Source organism: Hyphomicrobium sulfonivorans, from assembly GCF_013306565.1.
GTDB lineage: Bacteria > Pseudomonadota > Alphaproteobacteria > Rhizobiales > Hyphomicrobiaceae > Hyphomicrobium_A > Hyphomicrobium_A sulfonivorans.
Map to the genome: position 1 here is coordinate 931,669 of NZ_PZPO01000001.1, position 18,508 is coordinate 950,176.

Annotated in this window: 17 protein-coding genes and 1 tRNA gene; 12 read left to right on the forward strand and 6 right to left on the reverse strand. The window is 62.2% G+C overall.

The genetic code is table 11. The features are described from left to right. Nucleotides 1–59 precede the first annotated feature (59 nt). The 5 genes from C6Y62_RS04345 (at nt 60) to C6Y62_RS04365 (ending at nt 4,401) form a co-directional block, all read left to right on the forward strand. On the forward strand, nt 60–641 hold the full coding sequence (locus C6Y62_RS04345; protein ID WP_068459671.1) for a cob(I)yrinic acid a,c-diamide adenosyltransferase: 582 nt from the start codon (nt 60–62) through the stop codon (nt 639–641). A 102-nt stretch (nt 642–743) separates the two neighbouring features. Continuing rightward, complete coding sequence (locus C6Y62_RS04350; protein ID WP_068459669.1) at nt 744–1,463, forward strand: rhomboid family intramembrane serine protease; 720 nt, start codon at nt 744–746, stop codon at nt 1,461–1,463. A 281-nt stretch (nt 1,464–1,744) separates the two neighbouring features. Further along, on the forward strand, nt 1,745–2,497 hold the full coding sequence (locus C6Y62_RS04355) for an electron transfer flavoprotein subunit beta/FixA family protein (protein WP_068459668.1): 753 nt from the start codon (nt 1,745–1,747) through the stop codon (nt 2,495–2,497). After that, nucleotides 2,497–3,438: an electron transfer flavoprotein subunit alpha/FixB family protein gene (locus C6Y62_RS04360; protein WP_068459666.1), complete on the forward strand. Its 942-nt coding sequence runs from the start codon at nt 2,497–2,499 to the stop codon at nt 3,436–3,438. Before C6Y62_RS04355 ends, C6Y62_RS04360 begins: the two co-directional genes overlap by 1 nt. An 81-nt stretch (nt 3,439–3,519) precedes the next feature. Beyond that, nucleotides 3,520–4,401 carry a 3-hydroxybutyryl-CoA dehydrogenase gene (locus tag C6Y62_RS04365; RefSeq protein WP_173953082.1) on the forward strand — a complete coding sequence of 294 codons (882 nt, stop codon included), beginning with the start codon at nt 3,520–3,522 and terminating at the stop codon, nt 4,399–4,401. Between the two features lie 64 nt (nt 4,402–4,465). Here the strand turns inward: C6Y62_RS04365 and C6Y62_RS04370 are convergent, their stop codons facing one another. Beyond that, complete coding sequence (locus C6Y62_RS04370; protein WP_246274277.1) at nt 4,466–5,239, reverse strand: pyrimidine 5'-nucleotidase; 774 nt, start codon at nt 5,237–5,239, stop codon at nt 4,466–4,468. 17 nt (nt 5,240–5,256) lie between these two features. Next, a complete protein-coding gene (argB, locus tag C6Y62_RS04375) occupies nt 5,257–6,174 on the reverse strand; it encodes an acetylglutamate kinase (protein ID WP_068459661.1) in 918 nt (305 codons plus the stop codon). Nucleotides 6,175–6,438: 264 nt separating this feature from the next. On the opposite strand from argB, the gene C6Y62_RS16595 reads away from it, so the two are divergent. After that, nucleotides 6,439–8,880: a Clp protease N-terminal domain-containing protein gene (locus tag C6Y62_RS16595; protein ID WP_173952897.1), complete on the forward strand. Its 2,442-nt coding sequence runs from the start codon at nt 6,439–6,441 to the stop codon at nt 8,878–8,880. 120 nt (nt 8,881–9,000) lie between these two features. Here C6Y62_RS16595 and yihA read toward each other — a convergent pair whose 3' ends face one another. The 4 genes from yihA to rpmH all read right to left on the reverse strand — a co-directional run bounded on the left by yihA (nt 9,001) and on the right by rpmH (nt 12,393). Next, a complete protein-coding gene (gene yihA, locus C6Y62_RS04385; RefSeq protein WP_068459657.1) occupies nt 9,001–9,648 on the reverse strand; it encodes a ribosome biogenesis GTP-binding protein YihA/YsxC in 648 nt (215 codons plus the stop codon). 163 nt (nt 9,649–9,811) lie between these two features. Continuing rightward, nucleotides 9,812–11,689 (reverse strand): membrane protein insertase YidC, encoded by a 1,878-nt coding sequence (gene yidC / locus C6Y62_RS04390; RefSeq protein ID WP_338074301.1) that lies wholly within the window; start codon nt 11,687–11,689, stop codon nt 9,812–9,814. A 133-nt stretch (nt 11,690–11,822) separates the two neighbouring features. Next, nucleotides 11,823–12,200: a ribonuclease P protein component gene (rnpA, locus tag C6Y62_RS04395; protein WP_173952899.1), complete on the reverse strand. Its 378-nt coding sequence runs from the start codon at nt 12,198–12,200 to the stop codon at nt 11,823–11,825. Between the two features lie 58 nt (nt 12,201–12,258). Then, nucleotides 12,259–12,393 carry a 50S ribosomal protein L34 gene (rpmH, locus tag C6Y62_RS04400; protein WP_068459654.1) on the reverse strand — a complete coding sequence of 45 codons (135 nt, stop codon included), beginning with the start codon at nt 12,391–12,393 and terminating at the stop codon, nt 12,259–12,261. A gap of 290 nt (nt 12,394–12,683) precedes the next feature. Between rpmH and C6Y62_RS04405 the strand changes: the two genes are divergently transcribed. The 6 genes from C6Y62_RS04405 to C6Y62_RS04430 all read left to right on the forward strand — a co-directional run bounded on the left by C6Y62_RS04405 (nt 12,684) and on the right by C6Y62_RS04430 (nt 18,502). Further along, complete coding sequence (locus C6Y62_RS04405) at nt 12,684–14,156, forward strand: dihydrolipoyl dehydrogenase family protein (RefSeq protein ID WP_173952900.1); 1,473 nt, start codon at nt 12,684–12,686, stop codon at nt 14,154–14,156. Between the two features lie 24 nt (nt 14,157–14,180). Continuing rightward, a complete protein-coding gene (locus C6Y62_RS04410; protein WP_338074300.1) occupies nt 14,181–15,704 on the forward strand; it encodes a sensor histidine kinase in 1,524 nt (507 codons plus the stop codon). 230 nt (nt 15,705–15,934) lie between these two features. Then, nucleotides 15,935–16,011, forward strand: a tRNA-Arg gene (locus C6Y62_RS04415). 327 nt (nt 16,012–16,338) lie between these two features. After that, nucleotides 16,339–16,644: an EF-hand domain-containing protein gene (locus tag C6Y62_RS04420; protein WP_173952901.1), complete on the forward strand. Its 306-nt coding sequence runs from the start codon at nt 16,339–16,341 to the stop codon at nt 16,642–16,644. A 614-nt stretch (nt 16,645–17,258) separates the two neighbouring features. Continuing rightward, nucleotides 17,259–17,870, forward strand: coding sequence for a sugar transferase (locus C6Y62_RS04425; protein ID WP_068459648.1), 612 nt, complete (start codon nt 17,259–17,261; stop codon nt 17,868–17,870). Further along, nucleotides 17,867–18,502 carry an acetyltransferase gene (locus C6Y62_RS04430; RefSeq protein ID WP_173952902.1) on the forward strand — a complete coding sequence of 212 codons (636 nt, stop codon included), beginning with the start codon at nt 17,867–17,869 and terminating at the stop codon, nt 18,500–18,502. Before C6Y62_RS04425 ends, C6Y62_RS04430 begins: the two co-directional genes overlap by 4 nt. The last annotated feature ends 6 nt before the right edge of the window (nt 18,503–18,508 follow it).

An 18,508-nucleotide genomic window follows, 5' to 3' on the forward strand; every position in this document is an offset into this window, starting at 1 on the left:
GCGGTCGCCATCCGGATCGGCGAAGTCTCAGGCTCGGCACTACGGGATCGGCAAGTCGAATGGTTGTACTCAGCAAGATTTATACGCGCACCGGCGATAAAGGCACCACCGCGCTGGGAAGCGGCGAGCGGGTGCTCAAGCACGATCTGCGGATCGCGGCTTACGGTACGGTGGACGAGACCAACGCCAGCATCGGCATGGTGCGGGTGCATCTGGGTTCGGGCCATCCCGGCGTCGACGCCAAGCTGGTGCGGGTTCAGAACGATCTGTTCGACCTTGGCGCCGATCTGTGCGTGCCTGATCGCGGCCAGAAGATGGAATATGAGCCGCTGCGGATCAGCCAGACTCAGGTCGAGCGGCTTGAAGCCGAAATCGATGAGATGAACAGCGAGCTGAAGCCGCTGCGCTCGTTCGTGCTGCCGGGCGGTTCGCCTGCCGCGGCGGCGCTGCATGTTGCGCGGACCATTTCGCGCCGTGCAGAGCGACTGATGGTGGAACTGGCCGGCGATCCCAACGAGCCGGTTGGCACCGCAGCGCTGCAATACATCAACCGGCTGTCGGATTTTCTCTTTGTGGCCAGCCGCTATGTGAATGATCGCGGCAAGAGCGATGTGCTTTGGGTGCCGGGACAAAATCGCTAATGTGAAGCATCGCTAAAGCACAGCGCGGCGCTCGGGCGAGTGAACGTCTGGCGGACTACTTACTCCTAATCCTTCGGGTCTTGAATAATTGGGGCTGCCAGAGTGTTCATTCCGCTGCGCGACGACAATTCCCTGAAGAGTATTCCGTTCCAGTATGTGACCGTCTCCCTCATCGTCGTGAATGTTCTGGTGTTCATTCTCGAGGTCAGCGGTCTGGGCGATGCGTCGATCGCGAGCTTCGCCGTGACGCCGCGCAATCTGCTCGCCTCGATCCTTCCCGTCGGCGATGCATCGGGCACGCTGGTGCCGGAGGGCGGATATTCGTATCCGCTGGCGGTTCAAACGACGCTGCTGACGTACATGTTCTTCCATGCCGATATCTTCCATCTGGTCGGCAACATGCTGTTCCTGTGGGTGTTTGGCGACAACGTCGAAGACGCCATGGGGCACGCGAAGTTTCTGGTGTTCTACATCGCGTGCGGTGTCATGGCGGGATTGCTGCACACGATCATGCAGCCCGATAGCGATGTGCCGTTGATCGGCGCGAGTGGCGCTGTTGCAGGCGTTATTGCGGCCTACCTGATGCTGCATCCACGGGTGAACGTGTGGGTGCTGGCGTTCAAGGTCATCCCGCTGCGCATCACCGCCGGCCTTGCGCTCGGTGTGTGGGTGGCGATGCAAGTGGCGATGCTGCTGATGCCCGATGGCAGCCCGGTAGCCTGGTGGGCGCACATCGGCGGCCTTATCACCGGTGCCGTGCTGATCGTCTTCATGCGCCGGCCGGGGGTGCCGCTTTTCGATCGCGACATGAAATTCGCCTGAAGCTTTTCGAGCCATCAGCGGCCGACGATCTGCTCCAATTCGGAGCGGGACGGCACGTTACCGATCTGTCCCGTGCGGCGATTGCGTACCCCTGTTTGGGTTAATTCGCGCGCCAATTGACTTGCATTCCCGGCGCTTCTAGTTTCATTTTTCGCACTTGCGAATAAATAGAAGAAGGCGTGAGACAGGGGACTTTATCGCGGCGCGCAATTTCACCGTCGCGCTGCCAAGGCTTATTCCCCCTTTCCAAAAATTCGCCAATAGCGCTGGAGACCGACGGCATGAAGATCCTGGTGCCGGTCAAACGAGTTGTCGATTTTAACGTCAAGATTCGCGTCAAGCCGGATGGCTCGGGGATCGATTTGGCAAACGTTAAGATGTCGATGAATCCCTTTGATGAAATTGCCGTCGAAGAGGCGGTCCGCATCAAAGAAAAAGGTGGGGCGAGCGAGGTCGTTGTCGTTTCCATCGGGCCGGCGAAGTCGCAGGAGACGCTCCGCACAGCACTCGCTATCGGCGCCGATCGCGCGATCCTCGTCGAAACGGCTGATACGCCTGTTGAGCCACTGGCGGTCGCCAAGATCCTCAAGGCCATCGTCGAGGCTGAGAAGCCCGACCTCGTCATTCTCGGCAAGCAGGCAATCGACGACGATTGCAACCAGACCGGCCAGATGCTGTCCGGGCTGCTGGGCTGGCCCCAGGGCACGTTCGCTTCCAAGCTTGAACTGACCGATGGTGCCGCCGTGGTCACGCGTGAGGTCGACGGCGGTCTTGAAACCGTGCGTCTGAAGATGCCGGCGGTGGTGAGCACCGACCTGCGCCTCAACGAGCCGCGCTATCCTTCGCTGCCGAACATCATGAAGGCAAAGAAGAAGCCGCTCGACACCAAGAAGCCTGAGGACTTCGGCGTCGATATTGCCCCGCGTCTCAACGTTCAGAAGATTTCCGAACCGGCATCCCGCAAGGCGGGCGTGCGTGTCGGCAGCGTTGCCGAACTGGTCCAGAAGCTCAAGACGGAAGCCGGGGTGCTCTGATGACAATTCTACTTCTCGCCGAGCACAACAACGGCGCTCTGCATGCTGCGACGGGCAAGGCTGTGGCCGCTGCCAAGGATATCGGCGGCGACATTCACGTGCTTGTTGCCGGACACAACGCGAAGCCGGCTGCTGAGGCTGCTGCCAAGCTGGTCGGCGTTGCCAAGGTTCTGCATGCCGATGCCCCGCATCTTGAGCATGGTCTGGCGGAAGAGGTTGCGGCGCTCGTAGTGCCGATGATGTCTTCCTATGACGTGTTCGTTGCTCCGGCGACGACGTCGGGCAAGAACGTTGCTCCGCGCATCGCAGCCGCTCTTGATGTGATGCAGCTCTCGGACATCACCAAGGTGCTGTCCGCCGATACGTTCGAGCGCCCGATTTACGCCGGTAACGCGATCCAGACGGTGCAGTCGCCGGAAGCCAAGAAGATCATCACCGTTCGCATCTCGGCATTCCCTTCGGTTGATGAAACCGGATCGGCTGCAGTTGAGAGCATCGATGCTCCGGCAGCGCTGGGCCTCTCGACGTTCGAACGGGCTGAGCTGACGAAGTCGGATCGTCCAGAACTCTCTGCTGCCCGCATCATCATTTCCGGTGGTCGCGGTCTGCAGTCGGGCGAGAACTTCACGAAGTATCTGGAGCCGGTGGCTGACGTCATCGGCGCTGCGGTCGGCGCCTCGCGCGCTGCCGTCGACTCCGGCTTCGTGCCAAACGACATGCAGGTCGGCCAGACCGGCAAGGTCGTGGCGCCGGAGCTCTATATCGCGGTCGGCATTTCAGGTGCGATCCAGCATCTCGCCGGCATGAAGGACTCCAAGATCATCGTGGCCATCAACAAGGATGGCGAGGCGCCGATTTTCCAGGTGGCCGACTATGGTCTGGTGGCCGATCTGTTCCAGGCTCTGCCAGAGCTTGAAGCAGAGCTGAAAAAGGCCGGCTAGTAAGCAAAACTCTGATCTGGGGCAGAAGGGCTTGTGGGCATGAACGTAGCGGCGAAATCGGCGGGCAAGCCAGGGCATCCGATTCCTCAGTCAATCAAGAAGGTCGGCATTATCGGTGCCGGCCAGATGGGAACAGGCATAGCCCACGTCGTGGCCCTTGGCGGCCATGACGTGGTGATCAACGATCTTAAGCCTGAGGCGGTAGAGGAATCGATCCGCACCATCGAGAAGTACATGACGCGTCAGGCGGAGAAGGGGATCATCTCCGAAGCGCAGGTCGCTCCCGCACTGGAGCGCATCAAGTTTGCGCCGACTTTTGGCGATTTTGCAGACTGCGATCTCGTGATCGAGGCGGCAACGGAAGACGAAGCGGTAAAGCGCAAGATCTTCACCGAGCTGTGCAAGCACCTCAATCCCAGCACGATGCTGGCGACGAACACCTCGTCCATTTCAATTACCCGGCTGGCGTCCACGACCGATCGCCCCGAGCGTTTCATCGGCATGCACTACATGAATCCGGTGCCGCTTATGGAGCTGGTGGAGCTGATCCGCGGCATCGCCACTGACGACGACACGTTTGTGGCGACGCGGGAGTTCGTCGAGAGCCTCGGCAAGAACGTCGCGGTGAGCGAGGACTTCCCGGCGTTTATCGTCAACCGCATCCTGCTGCCGATGATCAACGAGGCCGTCTATACGCTGTATGAAGGCGTTGGCACGGTTGAGGCAATCGACAAGGCGATGAAGCTGGGCGCGCACCACCCGATGGGGCCGTTGGAGCTGGCGGATTTCATCGGCCTCGACACCTGTCTTTCGGTGATGCAGGTGCTTTACGAGGGGCTGTCCGATTCCAAGTATCGGCCGTGTCCGCTGCTGGTGAAGTATGTCGAAGCCGGATGGCTGGGCCGCAAGACGAACCGCGGCTTCTATGACTATCGCGGTGAGACGCCGGTTCCGACGCGCTGATCGCGTCGAAACAACTTCTCAATTCCACATATGTGAAGCGCGCTCTGTTGCGGTAGCAGCCCGCCTATTTGTCGGGGACTGCGCTGTAGCTTTCCAGAAAGCCCGTCAGATCATCCGTCGCGTGGTGGATGTGATCGGGCAAGGTCCGCCATTTGCGGATCTGGGCCTGCGCGCGGTGGTCGTCGTAATCGGAATGCACCAGCACCGTCGTCATGCCGAGCGTGTGCGGGGCTTCCAGGTTCTGCGGCATGTCCTCGAACATTGCGGCTTCGCCAGGGGCCACGCCGTGCCGTCGCACCATGCGATCGAACGCATCGGGTGAGGGCTTGGCGACGAACTCGCACGCAGCGATGTCGCAAATGTCTTCCATCAGATGCAGCACGCCGAGCTTGCCCGCCACGCGCTCGGCGTGAACGCGCGAGCCGTTGGTGAAGATGATGCGCCGCCCCGGTAGGCTGGCGATGACGCGCTCCAGTTCGGGCGCAGGTTCCAGCGCCGAAAGATCGATGTCGTGCACGAACTCCAGGAAGTCGTGCGGGTCGATCTTGTGCAGCTTCACTAGCCCGGTCAGCGTGGTGCCGTAGTCGTGATAATAGCTTTTCTGCAGGTAGCGCGCGTGCTCGATCGGCACATCCAGCAGGCGGACTATATACTCCGCCATCTTGCGATCGACCTCGGCAAACAGATTGCATGCCGAGGGATAGAGCGTGTTGTCGAGATCGAAGATCCAGACCTTGGTGTCGTCAAAGCCGCGCCGAATGCTTAGGGGGCGGGTGTCTTCCATCCGCAGAACCGGCGGGAGATTGCCTGACCGGCCAGCCGACCGTGACGTAGCCATGAAAGCTCTGAGCCTTTCTATGTCTTCGATTTGTAGCGTGCGCGACCCAGCAGGGTGCCGACGCCGTGGGCGGTGAAAAGTTCCAGCAGCACGCAATGGGGAACGCGTCCATCGATGATGACGACGGCCTCAACGCCAGCTTCCACCACTTCGATGCAGCCTTCGATCTTGGGGATCATGCCGCCGGAAATCGTGCCATCCTTGATGAGGCCGCGCGCCTCTTCGATGGTGAGCTGTGAGATGAGTTCGCCGCTCTTGTCGAGCACGCCGGCGACGTCCGTCAGCAGCAGCAGGCGCTTGGCCTTCATGCGCGCGGCCAATGCGCTGGCGAAAGAGTCGGCATTGATGTTCAGGGTCTCGCCGTCGCGGCTGGCGGCCACCGGGGCGATAACGGGAATGATGTCCGACTTCGAGATGACATCGACGATGTGCGGGTTCACCTCAACCGGATCGCCGACATAACCGATATCGACCGCCTGCATCAGGTTGGACTGCGGGTCCGGCATCTCGGTGATGCGGCTGGCGATCATCAGGTTGGCGTCTTTGCCGGAGATGCCAACAGCCTTGCCGCCTTGCCGATTGATGGCAGAGACGATGTCCTTGTTGATGAGGCCGGAGAGGACCATCTCGACCACCTCGACGGTGGGCTTGTCGGTGACGCGCAGCCCGTGCACGAAGTCGGATTTGATCTCCAGCTTCTTCAGCATCGCAGCGATCTGCGGTCCGCCGCCGTGAACGACGATCGGGTTAACGCCGGACTGCTTGAGGTAGACGACGTCCTTGGCGAAGGCATCGGCCAGCGCCGCATCGCCCATCGCGTGGCCGCCAAATTTGATGATGACCGTCTGCTCGTCATACTGGATGAGATGCGGCAGGGCCTCGGCCAGAATGCGGGCCTGAAGGTGCGGGGACGGGACGAACGGCGACGTGTTCATGATGTCTTGCCTGGGCCTGCTGTCTGGCGGCTTCCCGCCGCCGGGGCTGAGGTTGCATCCTTATGCATCCATGGGCCTGCTCATATACTGGCCCGGCCCCCATCGCCAAGCCCCGTGGCTTTTCGCTCACCACGATTAGCGCAATGACGCAGGGGGCAAAATCCAACGGAATTCCCCCACATTCGTCTGCTAGATGGCATGGTTGATGCTATGCAACTGTAACGCCCGCCGCACCGCAGCAGCCACGCCTTGGGAAGTCCGTTCATGATTGCCGACGATTTGAGCCGTATCGCCATGTCTTCCGGGCTCGCGGCCTCTCTGTCGCGGGCAACCGACCATGCGCGCGCGCGTGGCCATATCGAAGTTTCGCTTGAGCATATCCTGCTGTCGCTGTGCGATGATCCCGATGCGGTGCTTGTGCTGGCCGCCAGTAACGTCAACGTGGCGGAGCTGATCGGCGAGGTGGATGGGCAACTCGCTGGGATTCCGCCCCATCCTGACGCGCAGCATGCGGAGCTGGGCGTATCGGATGACCTGCGCCGTATCCTTGAGGCGGCCGCAGCGGCTGCCCGGGGCGGACGGCGCCGGGAGATCAACGGTGCAATCGTGCTGGCGGCTATCGTGGGCGATGGCAAGAGCCTGGCGGCGCAGGTGCTGGGCGCCCAGGGCATGACCTTCGAGGGCGCGATCAGAGCGCTGCAGGCGCGGGTTTCAACGCCGCCGCCTGCGCAGGGCGCTTCACCAGCGCCGGACGCTGAATCAATTCTCGCCAGCGCACGCGAACGGGTGCAGTCGCGCACGGTTGTGCCGCCGGTGGTTGCGCGGCCGGTTGAGCCTGCCGCCCACTTCGCGCCGGAACAGACGCCTGAGGATGACGACGATCATTCGGAATTCGCCAACGGCGAGGCCCAGCAGGACCGTGATGCGTTCACCGCTGAGCGTGGCCACGATGCCTACGCGGCTGAGGACGCGGATCAGGACCAAGCGACTGGCTACGAAGATCCAGCGGAGGATCGTTACGCCGACGATCCGGCTCGCGATGGCTTCGGCGCAGAATATCGTGACGCGCGCGACCGACACGGACATGCGGCAGCGGAACCGGGCTTCAACGCCGAGCCGGAGCATCACGATAGCTTCGATCACGGCTTCGATGAGCAACCAGCGGCACATCAGCTTCCGGTGCCGCCGCCAGCGCCAGCGCCGCGGCAGGTAACGCAACCGGAGCCATCGGCTCCGCGCGGTGTTGCGCCGCCGCCTCCGCCTGATTTCTCAGAGTTCTCCGGTGGTCCGCCGCCTGCCCGCCGCGAGCAGGCGCAGGAGCCCGTTTGGGCTTCGTGGCCGGCTTTTGAGCCCGAGATTGCGCCCGACGAGGTCAATTCGCGTCCGCCGCCACGTCGGCCAGAGCCGATGGATGGTGTGCCGCCTCCGGCGCCGCGGCCGCAGAACCTGCCATCACTGCCGCCGCAGACGACCACGTTCCCCGGCGGCAACGCGGCTTCCGCACGTGGCGACGACGATGCCTATGCGGATGAGCCAGAGCACTCGCTCCGGCATCAGCTGCCATCGGGCGACGACTACCCTCCGTTTGATCGCGCCGCCGATAGGCAGCGGGCCGACCGCTACGACGATTTCGGATCGCACGGCCAAGCTGAGCCAGAGCCGCATGGCGCCGACGGCGATTTTGCAGACGCCGACGATTACGACGAGCCGCCGATGCCGGCATCTGCTCCGTTTCCGCCAGCGGTGCGTCCGCCGCCGCAAACGCACACTTCGGCCAATCATACTTCTGCCCATGACGGATGGGCGCCGCCGCCTGCGCCGCCTGCGCGCGCACCCGCGCCACCTTCACCGCCGCCGATGGGCGCTGCCGGTGTCCGGCCGCCCGCACCGCGGCCGCCTATGCCGTCCGTGCCTTCGGCTGCATTGCCGGTCGATCCATCGGCCGGGCCGCAGGCATATCTGAGACGTTCACCGGCACCACCTGAACCCGAGCAGGTTCGTCCCGGTCCGCCGCCGCTTGCGCCTTGGCCGGAACCGGAAGCGCGCGAGCCAGCGCCAATGCCTCCTGCTCCCGTGCCGCCTGGCCGCGGAGAGGTCGTGCCGTTCGATAAGCGCCCTCCGCGCGGTGGTGCAGTTGCTGGGCCCAGTGCGGGTGCGCCGATGGCGCGGGCTCCTCGCGCGGAAGTTGGTCAGCTCGTTGAGAATATTCCGCGCGTCATGCGGGTCAGCATTCCGGCGCTGATTGAAGTGCGCATTGCGCGCGCCGATGTGCAGCGTCTGGCGGATGGGCTGCAGGGCGGCGGCGCTGTTTATCAGCACGACGTCACAGTCACTAAAGCGATGTCGGTGCGCCTGCGTGCGCCCGACGGCGGCTTCTTCATCGAGACCGCATCACCCGAGACGCAGTGGATCGAAAAATCGATGCTGATGTCGGCGGATGATTTCGCGAGCTGGCGCTGGCATGTGACGCCGCGTGACACCGGACGCAAGCGGTTGCAGCTGATCATCTCGGCTCGCACTGTTGGCGCCGACGGGTTGGCGGCCGAGACGGCCCTGCCCGATCAGGTCATCACCGTGCGGGTGCGCACCAATTACGCGCAGACGGCGACGCGCTGGGCGGGCTGGGGTGCGGCCGCCATCGTGGGCGGCTTGCTGGCCAAGTTCGGTGAAGGCGTCGTGAGTGTGATCGGCAGCTTGATCGGGTAAAGTTTTATTTTGCGCCAGCGGCCGGCGCCGCGCAGCGGTGGCGCTGGCGACTGCGCTGTTTGTTGCGCTCGGCGACACTCCTTCGGAGCGCCGGCCGCCGAGCGCGTAATGGGGAATGCGCTAGGCGCGGTCCTGCATGATCTCGGCGATTGTCGCGCGCAGTTCCGGGATGCCGAGGCCCTTTTCCGAAGACGTGGCAATGATGCGCGGGAATGCGGCCGGATGCTTTGCCAGCGCCTTCGAAGTTTCGGCGATCACCTTCTGCAACTCGTGCGGCTTGATCTTGTCGGCCTTGGTAAGCACCGGCTGATAGGTGACGGCTGACGTGTCGAGCATGTCAGCGATCTGCAGGTCGGTGGGCTTCAGCCCATGGCGAGAGTCGATCAGCAGGAACACACGCGCCAGTGTCGGCCGGCCGCGCAGATAGTCCATCACCAGCCGGCCCCACGTGGCGACCTTGTCGCCCGGTGCGCGCGCATAGCCATAGCCCGGCATATCGACGACATAGAGCGGATCGCCGTCGCTTTCGAAAAATACCAGTTCCTGGGTGCGGCCCGGCGTGTTGGATGTGCGGGCAAGGCCGTTCTGGCGTACCAGCGCGTTGATGAGGCTCGACTTGCCGACGTTGGAGCGGCCGGCGAAGGCGATTTCCGGTCGGTCGGCGGAGGGCAGGAACTCCAGCGCGGGAAGGCTCTTCAGAAGCTGCCAGCGCCGCTCAAAAAGCTGGTCTCCGGCGGCGATCAGTGCTGGATCGAACTCTTCGTTCACGTTCGGCTTCCTTCCCGGCGACGTTGGAGCAACTCACGTTGCGCGGCCCGCGACGCATTCTAGCGATGCGATCGCTGATGCCCATAATCAAAAGGCGCCCCGCCGATTGATAAGCGGAGCGCCTTTAAGGTGGTGTGAAGCGCTTTGATTGCGCGCTTCGCTCTTATTTCTTGTCGGGCCGCTTCTTGATGAGGCCAGCGCCCTTTTCAGCCGTCGAGGCCAGGGATTTGAACTGGCGGGACAGGTTGCCCGCCAGGTGAACCTCAACGCCCTGCTTCTTCATGATGTAGTACTGCTGGGCGAGCGAGAGCGTATTGCTCCATGCCCAGTAGATCACCAGGCCGGCCGGGAACGAGGCCAGCAGGAAGGTGAACAGCACCGGCATCCAGTTGAAGATCTTCTGCTGGATCGGATCAGGCTGCTGCGGGTTGAGCTGCATTTGCAGCCACATCGTGGCGCCCATGATCAGCGGCCAGATGCCGATGTGCATGAACTCGGGTACCGAGTAGGGCAGCAGTCCGAACAGATTGAAGATCGACGTCGGATCGGGTGCAGAGAGATCCTTGATCCAGCCGAAGAACGGCGCGTGCCGCATGTCGATGGTGATGTACAGCACCTTGTACAGTGCGAAGAACACCGGGATCTGCAACAGGATGGGCAAACAGCCGGCGACCGGGTTCACCTTTTCCTTGCGGTAAAGATCCATCAGCGCCTGCTGCTGCCGGACCTTGTCGTCCTTGAAGCGATCGCGGATCTGCTCCATCTGCGGCTGCAGCTTCTTCATCTTGGCCATCGAAGCGAACTGCTTGTTGGCCAGCGGGAAGAAGGCGAGGCGCACCAGCACGGTCAGGATCAGAATGGTGATGCCGAAGTTATGGACGTGGGAGTTGATCCACTCCATCAACTGGAACAGCGGCTTGGTGATGAAGAAGAACCAGCCCCAGTCGATCAGCAGGTCGAACTGAAGGATGCCGGTGTTCTGGTAGTGCTGCAGAAGCTGCATCTGCTTCGCGCCGGCGAAGAGCTGCGATTCAACTTCGGCCTTCGCACCGGGCGCAACGCGGATGGCGTCGCGCATATAGTCGGTTTGATAGGATGGCTGTTCGCTGGGCAGCTTCGGCATGTTGCCGGAGAACTGCGCACGATACTGAGCCGTCTGGTCGGGAATGACGGTAGCGGCCCAGTATTTGTCAGTGAAGCCGATCCAGCCGCCGATGGCAGGATCGAAAACGCGGGTCGGCTCGTCGCGCGCGTCGGCATAGCTGGCACGCTGCTCGCCCTGCTTGCCGATGACGCCGATGAGGCCTTCGTGCAGGATCCAGTTGTTCTCGATCTTCGGCGTGCCGTAGCGATGGACGCGCGCATACGGTGCCAGCGCCACTTCTGCGCCGGACTTGTTCTCGACCTCGTCGACGATCTTGAACATGTAGCGGTCATCGACCGAGATTGTGCGTGTAAAGGTGAGGCCCTGGCCATTCTCCCAGATGAGCGATACCGGTGACGACGGTGTCAGGGTGCTGCCGCTGGCAAGCTGCCAGAGCGTGTCGCGATCAGGAACCTTGGTGTCGGTGCCCGCGGCGGGAACCCAGCCATATTCCGCAAAGTACGGATGCTGGCTTTCGCTGGGCGAGAACAGCACGACGTTCGGGCTCGTGGGGTCCACCGTCTCGTGATACTTGACCAGCACGACGTCGTCGAAGCGACCGCCGCGCAGGGCAACCGAGCCCTTGAGCGAAGGCGTGTCGATCTCAACGCGCGGTGACAGCGCGATGGCGTCTGCGCGTGGCAGGTTGGCGGCGACGGGTGCACCCGCACCTGGAACTGCTCCGGCGGCAGCCGGAGCGGCTGGAACGGAACCGTCCTTGCTGCTGGCAGCACCAGCTGCCTGTTCAGGCTGCTGGCTCAGTTCGCGCTGGGACTGCTGGCGATGCTGCTCTTCGCGCATTTGTGGGCCAGCATAGAAAAGCTGCCAGCCGAGCAACACCATCATCGACAGGACGACGGCCAGGATGAGATTCTTCTGGTGATCGGGATCTTTCACTGCATCGGTCCTCAGCGCCGTCTGTTTCGGCCCATGGAGCCGGCGGTCACTCGCGTCCAGCGCGCCTGGAGGCGCACTTGCTGGGGAGAGCATGTGCAAATACCCCGAGAGCACCTCAACGCAAAGCCGGAAATCATGGGTTCTTCGAACCCCGGCGTTTTTGCCCCGAGGGTTGGTGAACGCGCGCCAGCGCGACATCCAGATCGTTTTTCAGGGCGGTGAAATCTCGCTCCACGGCGGCGGAGCGGGCGATCAGCACATAATCGAAGCCGGGAAGGGTCTGCTCGGGCGCCAGGGCGGCGGTGAGCGCACGCAAACGCCGCCGCACGCGATTGCGTACAACGGCGCCGCCAACTTTCTTGGAAACGGTGTAGCCGAAACGTGCTTCAGCATTCGCCCCTGCGACATTCTGCCGGGGGCGTGCTTCAAGAACGAAAGCGGCCGCACTGTGGCGGCGGCCGTTTCTAACCCAGAGGAATTCTCTGCGTTTTTTTAAGGTAGGTGGTGCCACGGCGCAGAACCCAGATAGGACTACGCACAAAGACTGCTGGAGCGTTTGCCCCACCAGATTACGCCGACAGGCGCTTGCGGCCCTTTGCGCGGCGACGTGCCAGCACGCGAACGCCACCAACGGTTTGCATCCGCTTGCGGAAGCCGTGGCGACGCTTGCGGACGAGCCGGCTTGGTTGATAAGTGCGCTTCACGATACAGCTCCAAAGTCCGCAGTAAAAAAACAAGCACCCCTGCCAACCTTTCGGTCAAGCCCGGGAGCGCAAAGCTTCAAGGATTAGGCGCGGCTTATACGGTCTGGCCGCGCGCAAGTCAACGTACAGCCTGATGGCAGATTAATCCACGCTTCAGTCAGCAAAGCGGATGCGCCTCAGCCTGGGAAATGGCAAACCTGATATGCCGATAACATATGGGGGAAGTTGGCGGTCTCCTGTGGGATGGCGACTGACCTTAACGTGGGCAGGAAACTTCGGGGGGCATGGAAATGGCGGCATCTCAGTCCGGGGACGCGCTGGTGAATGCCCCGGAGGAGCACGGCGAAGTAGTTAACGCCGATATCTGCGTGATCGGTGCAGGCCCTGCCGGTCTGGCGGTGGCCACCTCGGCTGCAGCGCTGGGCCGCACGGTGGTGCTGGTGGAAGGCCAGCGATTTGGTGGCCAGGCCCTGAACACAGGGTGCATTCCATTGCGCGCCCTGGCTGCGGCGGCCAGCCGAGCCCATGCTATCCGCACTGCCGGGATGAAGGGAATTACCGGCGCTGAGCCTGTCGTCGATATGCGGGCGGTGCACGCCTATATTTCGTCAGCGGTCGGAAAGGTGGCGCCCAATTTCGCCCCGGAGCGATTTGCCGGCCTTGGTGTGCGGGTCATTCAGGCGGCCGGGCGGTTCATAGACCGGCGCACATTGCAGGCGGGCGAACATCGCATCAAGGCTCGCCGTTTTGTCATCGCCACGGGCACCGCACCGTCGATGCCGGAAATTTCCGGTCTGCAGAACACACCTTACTTCACCACGGATTCAATCCTCGACAACATCATGCCGGTGCACAGCCTGATTGTCATCGGCGGCAGCGCTGCGGGGCTTGAGGTTGCCCAGGCTTACAGTCGGCTGGGCGCGAATGTCATCGTATTAAATCGCAAGCCGATACTTCCGGATGAAGACGCCGAGCTTACGCAGGCGGTATTTGAGCGGCTGGGCGAAGAAGGCATCGGCGTGCACCAGAGCGCGAATGTGGACGCGGTGGAAGGCGATCTCGGCCGCGTTCGCGTCAAGGTCAGCGTGAACGGCGAGCAGCATGTTGTTGAAGGCAGCCACCTGCTGATCGCTGCTGAACGCAAGCCAGCGATCGATAATCTCGGGCTCGATGTTGCGCGCATCCGTCATGACGCGAACGGCCTGCAGCTCAACAGTGGCCTGAGAACCAGCAACCGGCGCGTTTTTGCGGTTGGAGCGGTCACCGGGTCGCCGTTGCATGCTCACACGGCGGAGCATCATGCCGCTGTCGTGATTTCGCGTGCGCTAATGGCCGTGCCCGCAAGTGTCGATACCAGCCTGCTTGCGCGGGCTGTCTTCACCGAACCGGAATTCGCCTACGTCGGCCTGACGGAAGACGAAGCTAAAAAGCGCAACAGGAAAATCCATGTTCTGCGCTGGCCCTATCGCGAGAATGAACGCGCGCAGGCCGAGGGAATTGCGGCGGGGCACGTGAAGGTCGTCACCACGACGACGGGCCGCATTCTGGGCGCTGGAATTGCTGGCGCCAGCGCGGGCGAACTCATCCAGCCATGGGCATTGGCAATCGCGCGTGGGCTCGACATGAAGGCTATGGTCAGGTGGAACTTGCCATCGCCAACGCTGGGCGAGATCAACAAGCGTGTGGCCAGCAGTTACTATGCCGCTAATCTGGCGAGCCCGGCCTTACGCAAGTTTATAGGTCTGCTTGCTAAGATCCGATGAGTTACGGGCAGTGAAAGGAAGCGCGTGCTCCGCGAGCTGAAAGATGAGGCGGGGAGCCCCCAGGAGGCTGGGCCAGGTCGTGTCGATGGTTTGACGGGACGCAAGCCGGGCTATCTGAAGCGCTGGCGCTATATCGGCTTGCCGGGCAAGCTTCTGCTCCTGACCGGCCTGTTCGTCATGCTGGCCGAAGTGCTGATCTTTCTGCCTTCCATTTCCACCTTCCGCGTCGACTGGCTCAACCAGCGTTTAACCGCAGCCCAACTCGCGACCCTTGCAGCCGAAGGCTATCCGGGCGGCGATGTACCGGCTGGGCTTCGCGCCGAGATGTTGCGCACCGCCCAAGTGAAGGCGATAGCCTCACGACGGCACGGTGTGCGCCGGCTGGTGTTGCCGGTCGATCCCCAGGTGGCGATCCACTCGCACTTCGATTTGCGCCAGCAGCCAGAAAGCTGGTGGGACAACGTTAAGCTGAAGTTCGAGCAGGTGGGCGATGCGCTGAGCGCGCTGGTTGCGCCTGAGGGCCGCGTCATCCGCGTGCTGGGCAGCATCGGTGACAACCGGGATGACCTCGTCGAGGTGATTATGCCCGAGGCTCCGCTCAAGGCGGCGCTGAAAACCTACGCGATGAATATTCTCGCGGTTTCGGCTGTCATTTCGCTGCTGACAGCAGCGCTGGTCTATTTCGCGCTGAGCCGCTTGCTGGTGCGGCCGATGATGCGCATCACCGAAGCGATGGTGCATTTCGGGCAGGCGCCGGAAGACCCCGCCCGCATCATCGTGCCATCGGGCCGGCATGATGAGATCGGGATTGCCGAGCGTGAGTTGGCTGAAATGCAAAAGCAACTCTCGGGCGCGCTGTTGCAAAAGACGCGTCTGGCGCAATTGGGCCTGGCGGTGAGCAAGATCAATCACGACCTGCGGGGCATGCTGGCCAATACGCAGCTTCTGTCAGATCGCCTGACGGCAATTCCTGATCCGACCGTGCAACGGTTTGCGCCCAAGCTGATTGCCTCACTGGACCGGGCGATCAGCTTCTGCACCGACACGCTGCGCTTCGGGCGTGCGGAGGAAGCAGCGCCCCGGCGTGATCTTCTGCGCCTCAAGCCGCTGGTTGCCGAGGTTGGCGATGCGCTGGGGCTGCCGCGTGAGGACATCGGCTGGCGATTCGACGTCGACGACAATCTGCGGATCGACGCCGACCGAGAGCATCTGTTCCGCATCCTGTCGAACCTGACCCGAAATGCGGTCGAGGCCCTGGCCGGGCCTTCCGACCAGGTGCGGGGAGAGCGGGGAGAAATCAGTGTCCGTGCCCGGCGCGAAGGACGCCGCGTCATCGTCGAGGTGCGCGACAACGGGCCGGGTGTGCCGGTGAAGGCGCGCCAACATCTGTTCGAGGCTTTCACAGGCTCGCAGCGCAAGGGCGGTACGGGGCTGGGGCTTGCCATTACGGCGGAGCTTGTGGGGGTGCACGGTGGCCAGGTGCGATTGCTGGAAACCGAGGCCGGGGCCGCGTTCCAGTTCGAGATCCCGGATCGCAGCGTGGTCTAGGCTCTCTTCAGGTTCGCTCTGGGTCAGCAGCATTGTGCGGATGCAGCAAAGAGCGCGCGTCAGCCCGATGGCGAGCCAGCAATTCTGCGGCATTTTCATGCTGTCGCAATTCGTGCTGTTAAGCCCCTTGCGTCTGGCGCCGGTAGCGATTAGTAGTGTCGCACTTCGGCAGCGCAATGCTCGCCGAGCATGTGTTGTTGGGCCGCTGCGTCCCCTTAAATCGCAGACAAGCACCGGTAGCTCAGCTGGATAGAGCACCAGACTACGAATCTGGGGGTCGGGAGTTCGAATCTTCCCCGGTGCGCCACTATCTTCACAGATAGCTTTTCAGAACCTCTTCATTTTTCTCGTTGATCGCCGCGGATCCGTCTGCGGTCGGACTTTTTTGCGCCTGCTAATCAGGTGAAAAAAGCTGCGTTTTTTAGTGCAGCGCAAAAAGTCGCATCACTAAAAGCCAGCAACAAAATGTTACTGAATTCAGGGCTTTTGGCACCTCCTACCAGTATGTCCCGGCCGGATTTGGAACGTGTGCCATTGATAAAATGTCGCGACAAGGTGCCCGTTATAAGGTCGCTAAAATTCGGCGACTGAACGTCGCGCGCAATGCCCGGCGAATATGTAGGGAGAAAACGCAATGGCCAAAAAATGGGTCGCTATCGCTGCTGCTCTGGCGCTTTCTGGTTCGGCTGCAATCGCCGCTGACTGGTCTGAGCAGTTCAAGGTAATCGACACCGACGGCAGCGGCACGATCGCCATGACCGAGTGGGAAGCCAACGCTGGCAAGCTGGGCATCGACCCGGTTCCGCAGTTCCAGGCTATGGACAAGAACAACAACAGCAGCATTTCGAAGTCCGAATGGGCTGCTGCTGAGAAGATGGTCAAGGCATTCCCCGTGTCCTGCAAGTCCGCCACTGAATCCTGGTGCCCGCCGGGATACTAATCCCTGCGCGCCAGACCTTAGCCCGAAACTCGGTGGCGCTACTGCCGGGTTTCGGGCGAGACGGGCGTTGGTTCGGCGGCATGCCATTTTTGGCTTGCCGCAGAGCCTGCCCGGCCCTCTTGGGTAGCTAGGGTCCAGGCTTCGGGTGGTTGGACCCGGTCCTATCCGCCGGCTTGGATGGCACCCAGAGAGGCGGCCAAAGCCCCTGCATTCTGCCACGGGCCTCGAAGCGGCAAGCTTTTCGTCCGCCAAAGCTGCATCAGCTATGCCTTGGGCTGCTGTTGTGCAAGGCGTCAGCTGACAGTGCTCCCTCGATCGGCCTGTCCGACTCCGCCCGTCCCTCGTGACGCTAAGCAGTGATGGCGTCGTCGGGAACGCTGTACGACGAGCACGTGCCGGACCCGCTCGCTCAGGCGAAGAGTGGGCAAGTTGGCGTCCTGCCCCGCCACGGTCCCCGAAGATGTGGTCGGTATGCTGCGCGAGGCCAGCCAGCGTGGCGCTGGAGTGTGATTTCCGGTAGCTCATCCGCTCCAGAGCGGAAGCATCATTGATCTGAAATGTAAGATGATGCGAAGGTCCGACGGTCGAACGAAATCGAAACCGGAAGACCCTTAATGCTGAAGCGGCTTATGGACATCGTTGGCGCGCTGGCAGGCGGGATCGTGTTCGCCCCGTTGATGCTGATTGGCGCCATCTGGGTCGCTTGCTCGATGGGGCGCCCCATACTGTTTCGTCAGCGGCGTCCGGGCTTGAACGGCAAACCGTTTGAGATCGTCAAATTCCGCACCATGTCGAACAAGCTGGATGCTGATGGCAATCCGCTGCCGGATGCGCAGCGGCTTACGGCTGCCGGGCGGTTTCTGCGGGCAACCAGCATCGACGAACTGCCTGAGCTTTGGAATGTTCTGAAGGGCGACATGAGTCTCGTCGGCCCGCGCCCGCTGCTGATGGAGTACGTGCCTCTTTACAGCGCCCATCAAGCCCGTCGTCAGGAAGTGCGGCCCGGCCTTACGGGCTGGGCGCAGGTCAATGGCCGCAACGCCCTGTCCTGGGAGAGCAAGTTTGACCTTGATGTCTGGTATGTGGACAACCGGTCGGCGTTGCTGGATCTGCGGATTATCGGACTTACAGTGCTGATGGTGCTGAAACGCACGGGCGTATCGGCTGAAGGCGAAGCGACGATGCCGAAATTCACCGGCACCCGGAAGGAACAGCCGACGACATGAATCGCGGGCTGCTGATTCTCGGGGCAGGCGGGCACGGCCGGGTTGTGGCTGACGTTGCGTTGGAGCTGGGCTTCCGCACCATTGCCTTCCTGGATGACGCGCCGCAGACGCCTGATGTCGATATGGGGATTCCGGTTCTGGGGCCGCTGCAGCTGGCCGAAACCCTGCTGGAAGAATGGCCGCTGGCTTGCGTTGCGATCGGCAACAATCAACGCCGTCAAAGATTGTTCACGTCGCTCCGGAGTGCAGGGTTCGCGATGCCGACGCTGGTGCACAGGTCTGCGGTGGTCAGCCGCTTTGCCAAGCTGGGAGATGGCGTCGTCGTCACCGCCGGCGCGGTCATCAATGCTGGAGCCAGTATAGGCAACGCCTGCATCATCAATACCGGGGCGCGCATCGACCATGATTGCGTAATTGGTGAAGCATCCCATGTTGCACCTGGAGCCACGCTTTCAGGGGGCGTAATCACCGGCGCACGCGCATGGCTGGGCACCGGGTGTGCAGTCAGGCAAGGCGTGCGCATCGCAGACGATGTATTGATCGGCGTCGGCGCTGCGGTTGTCTGTGATCTTACCTCGGCCGGAACCTACATCGGCGTCCCTGCACGGCTAGCGCCTGAACATCGTCAATAATTGAAG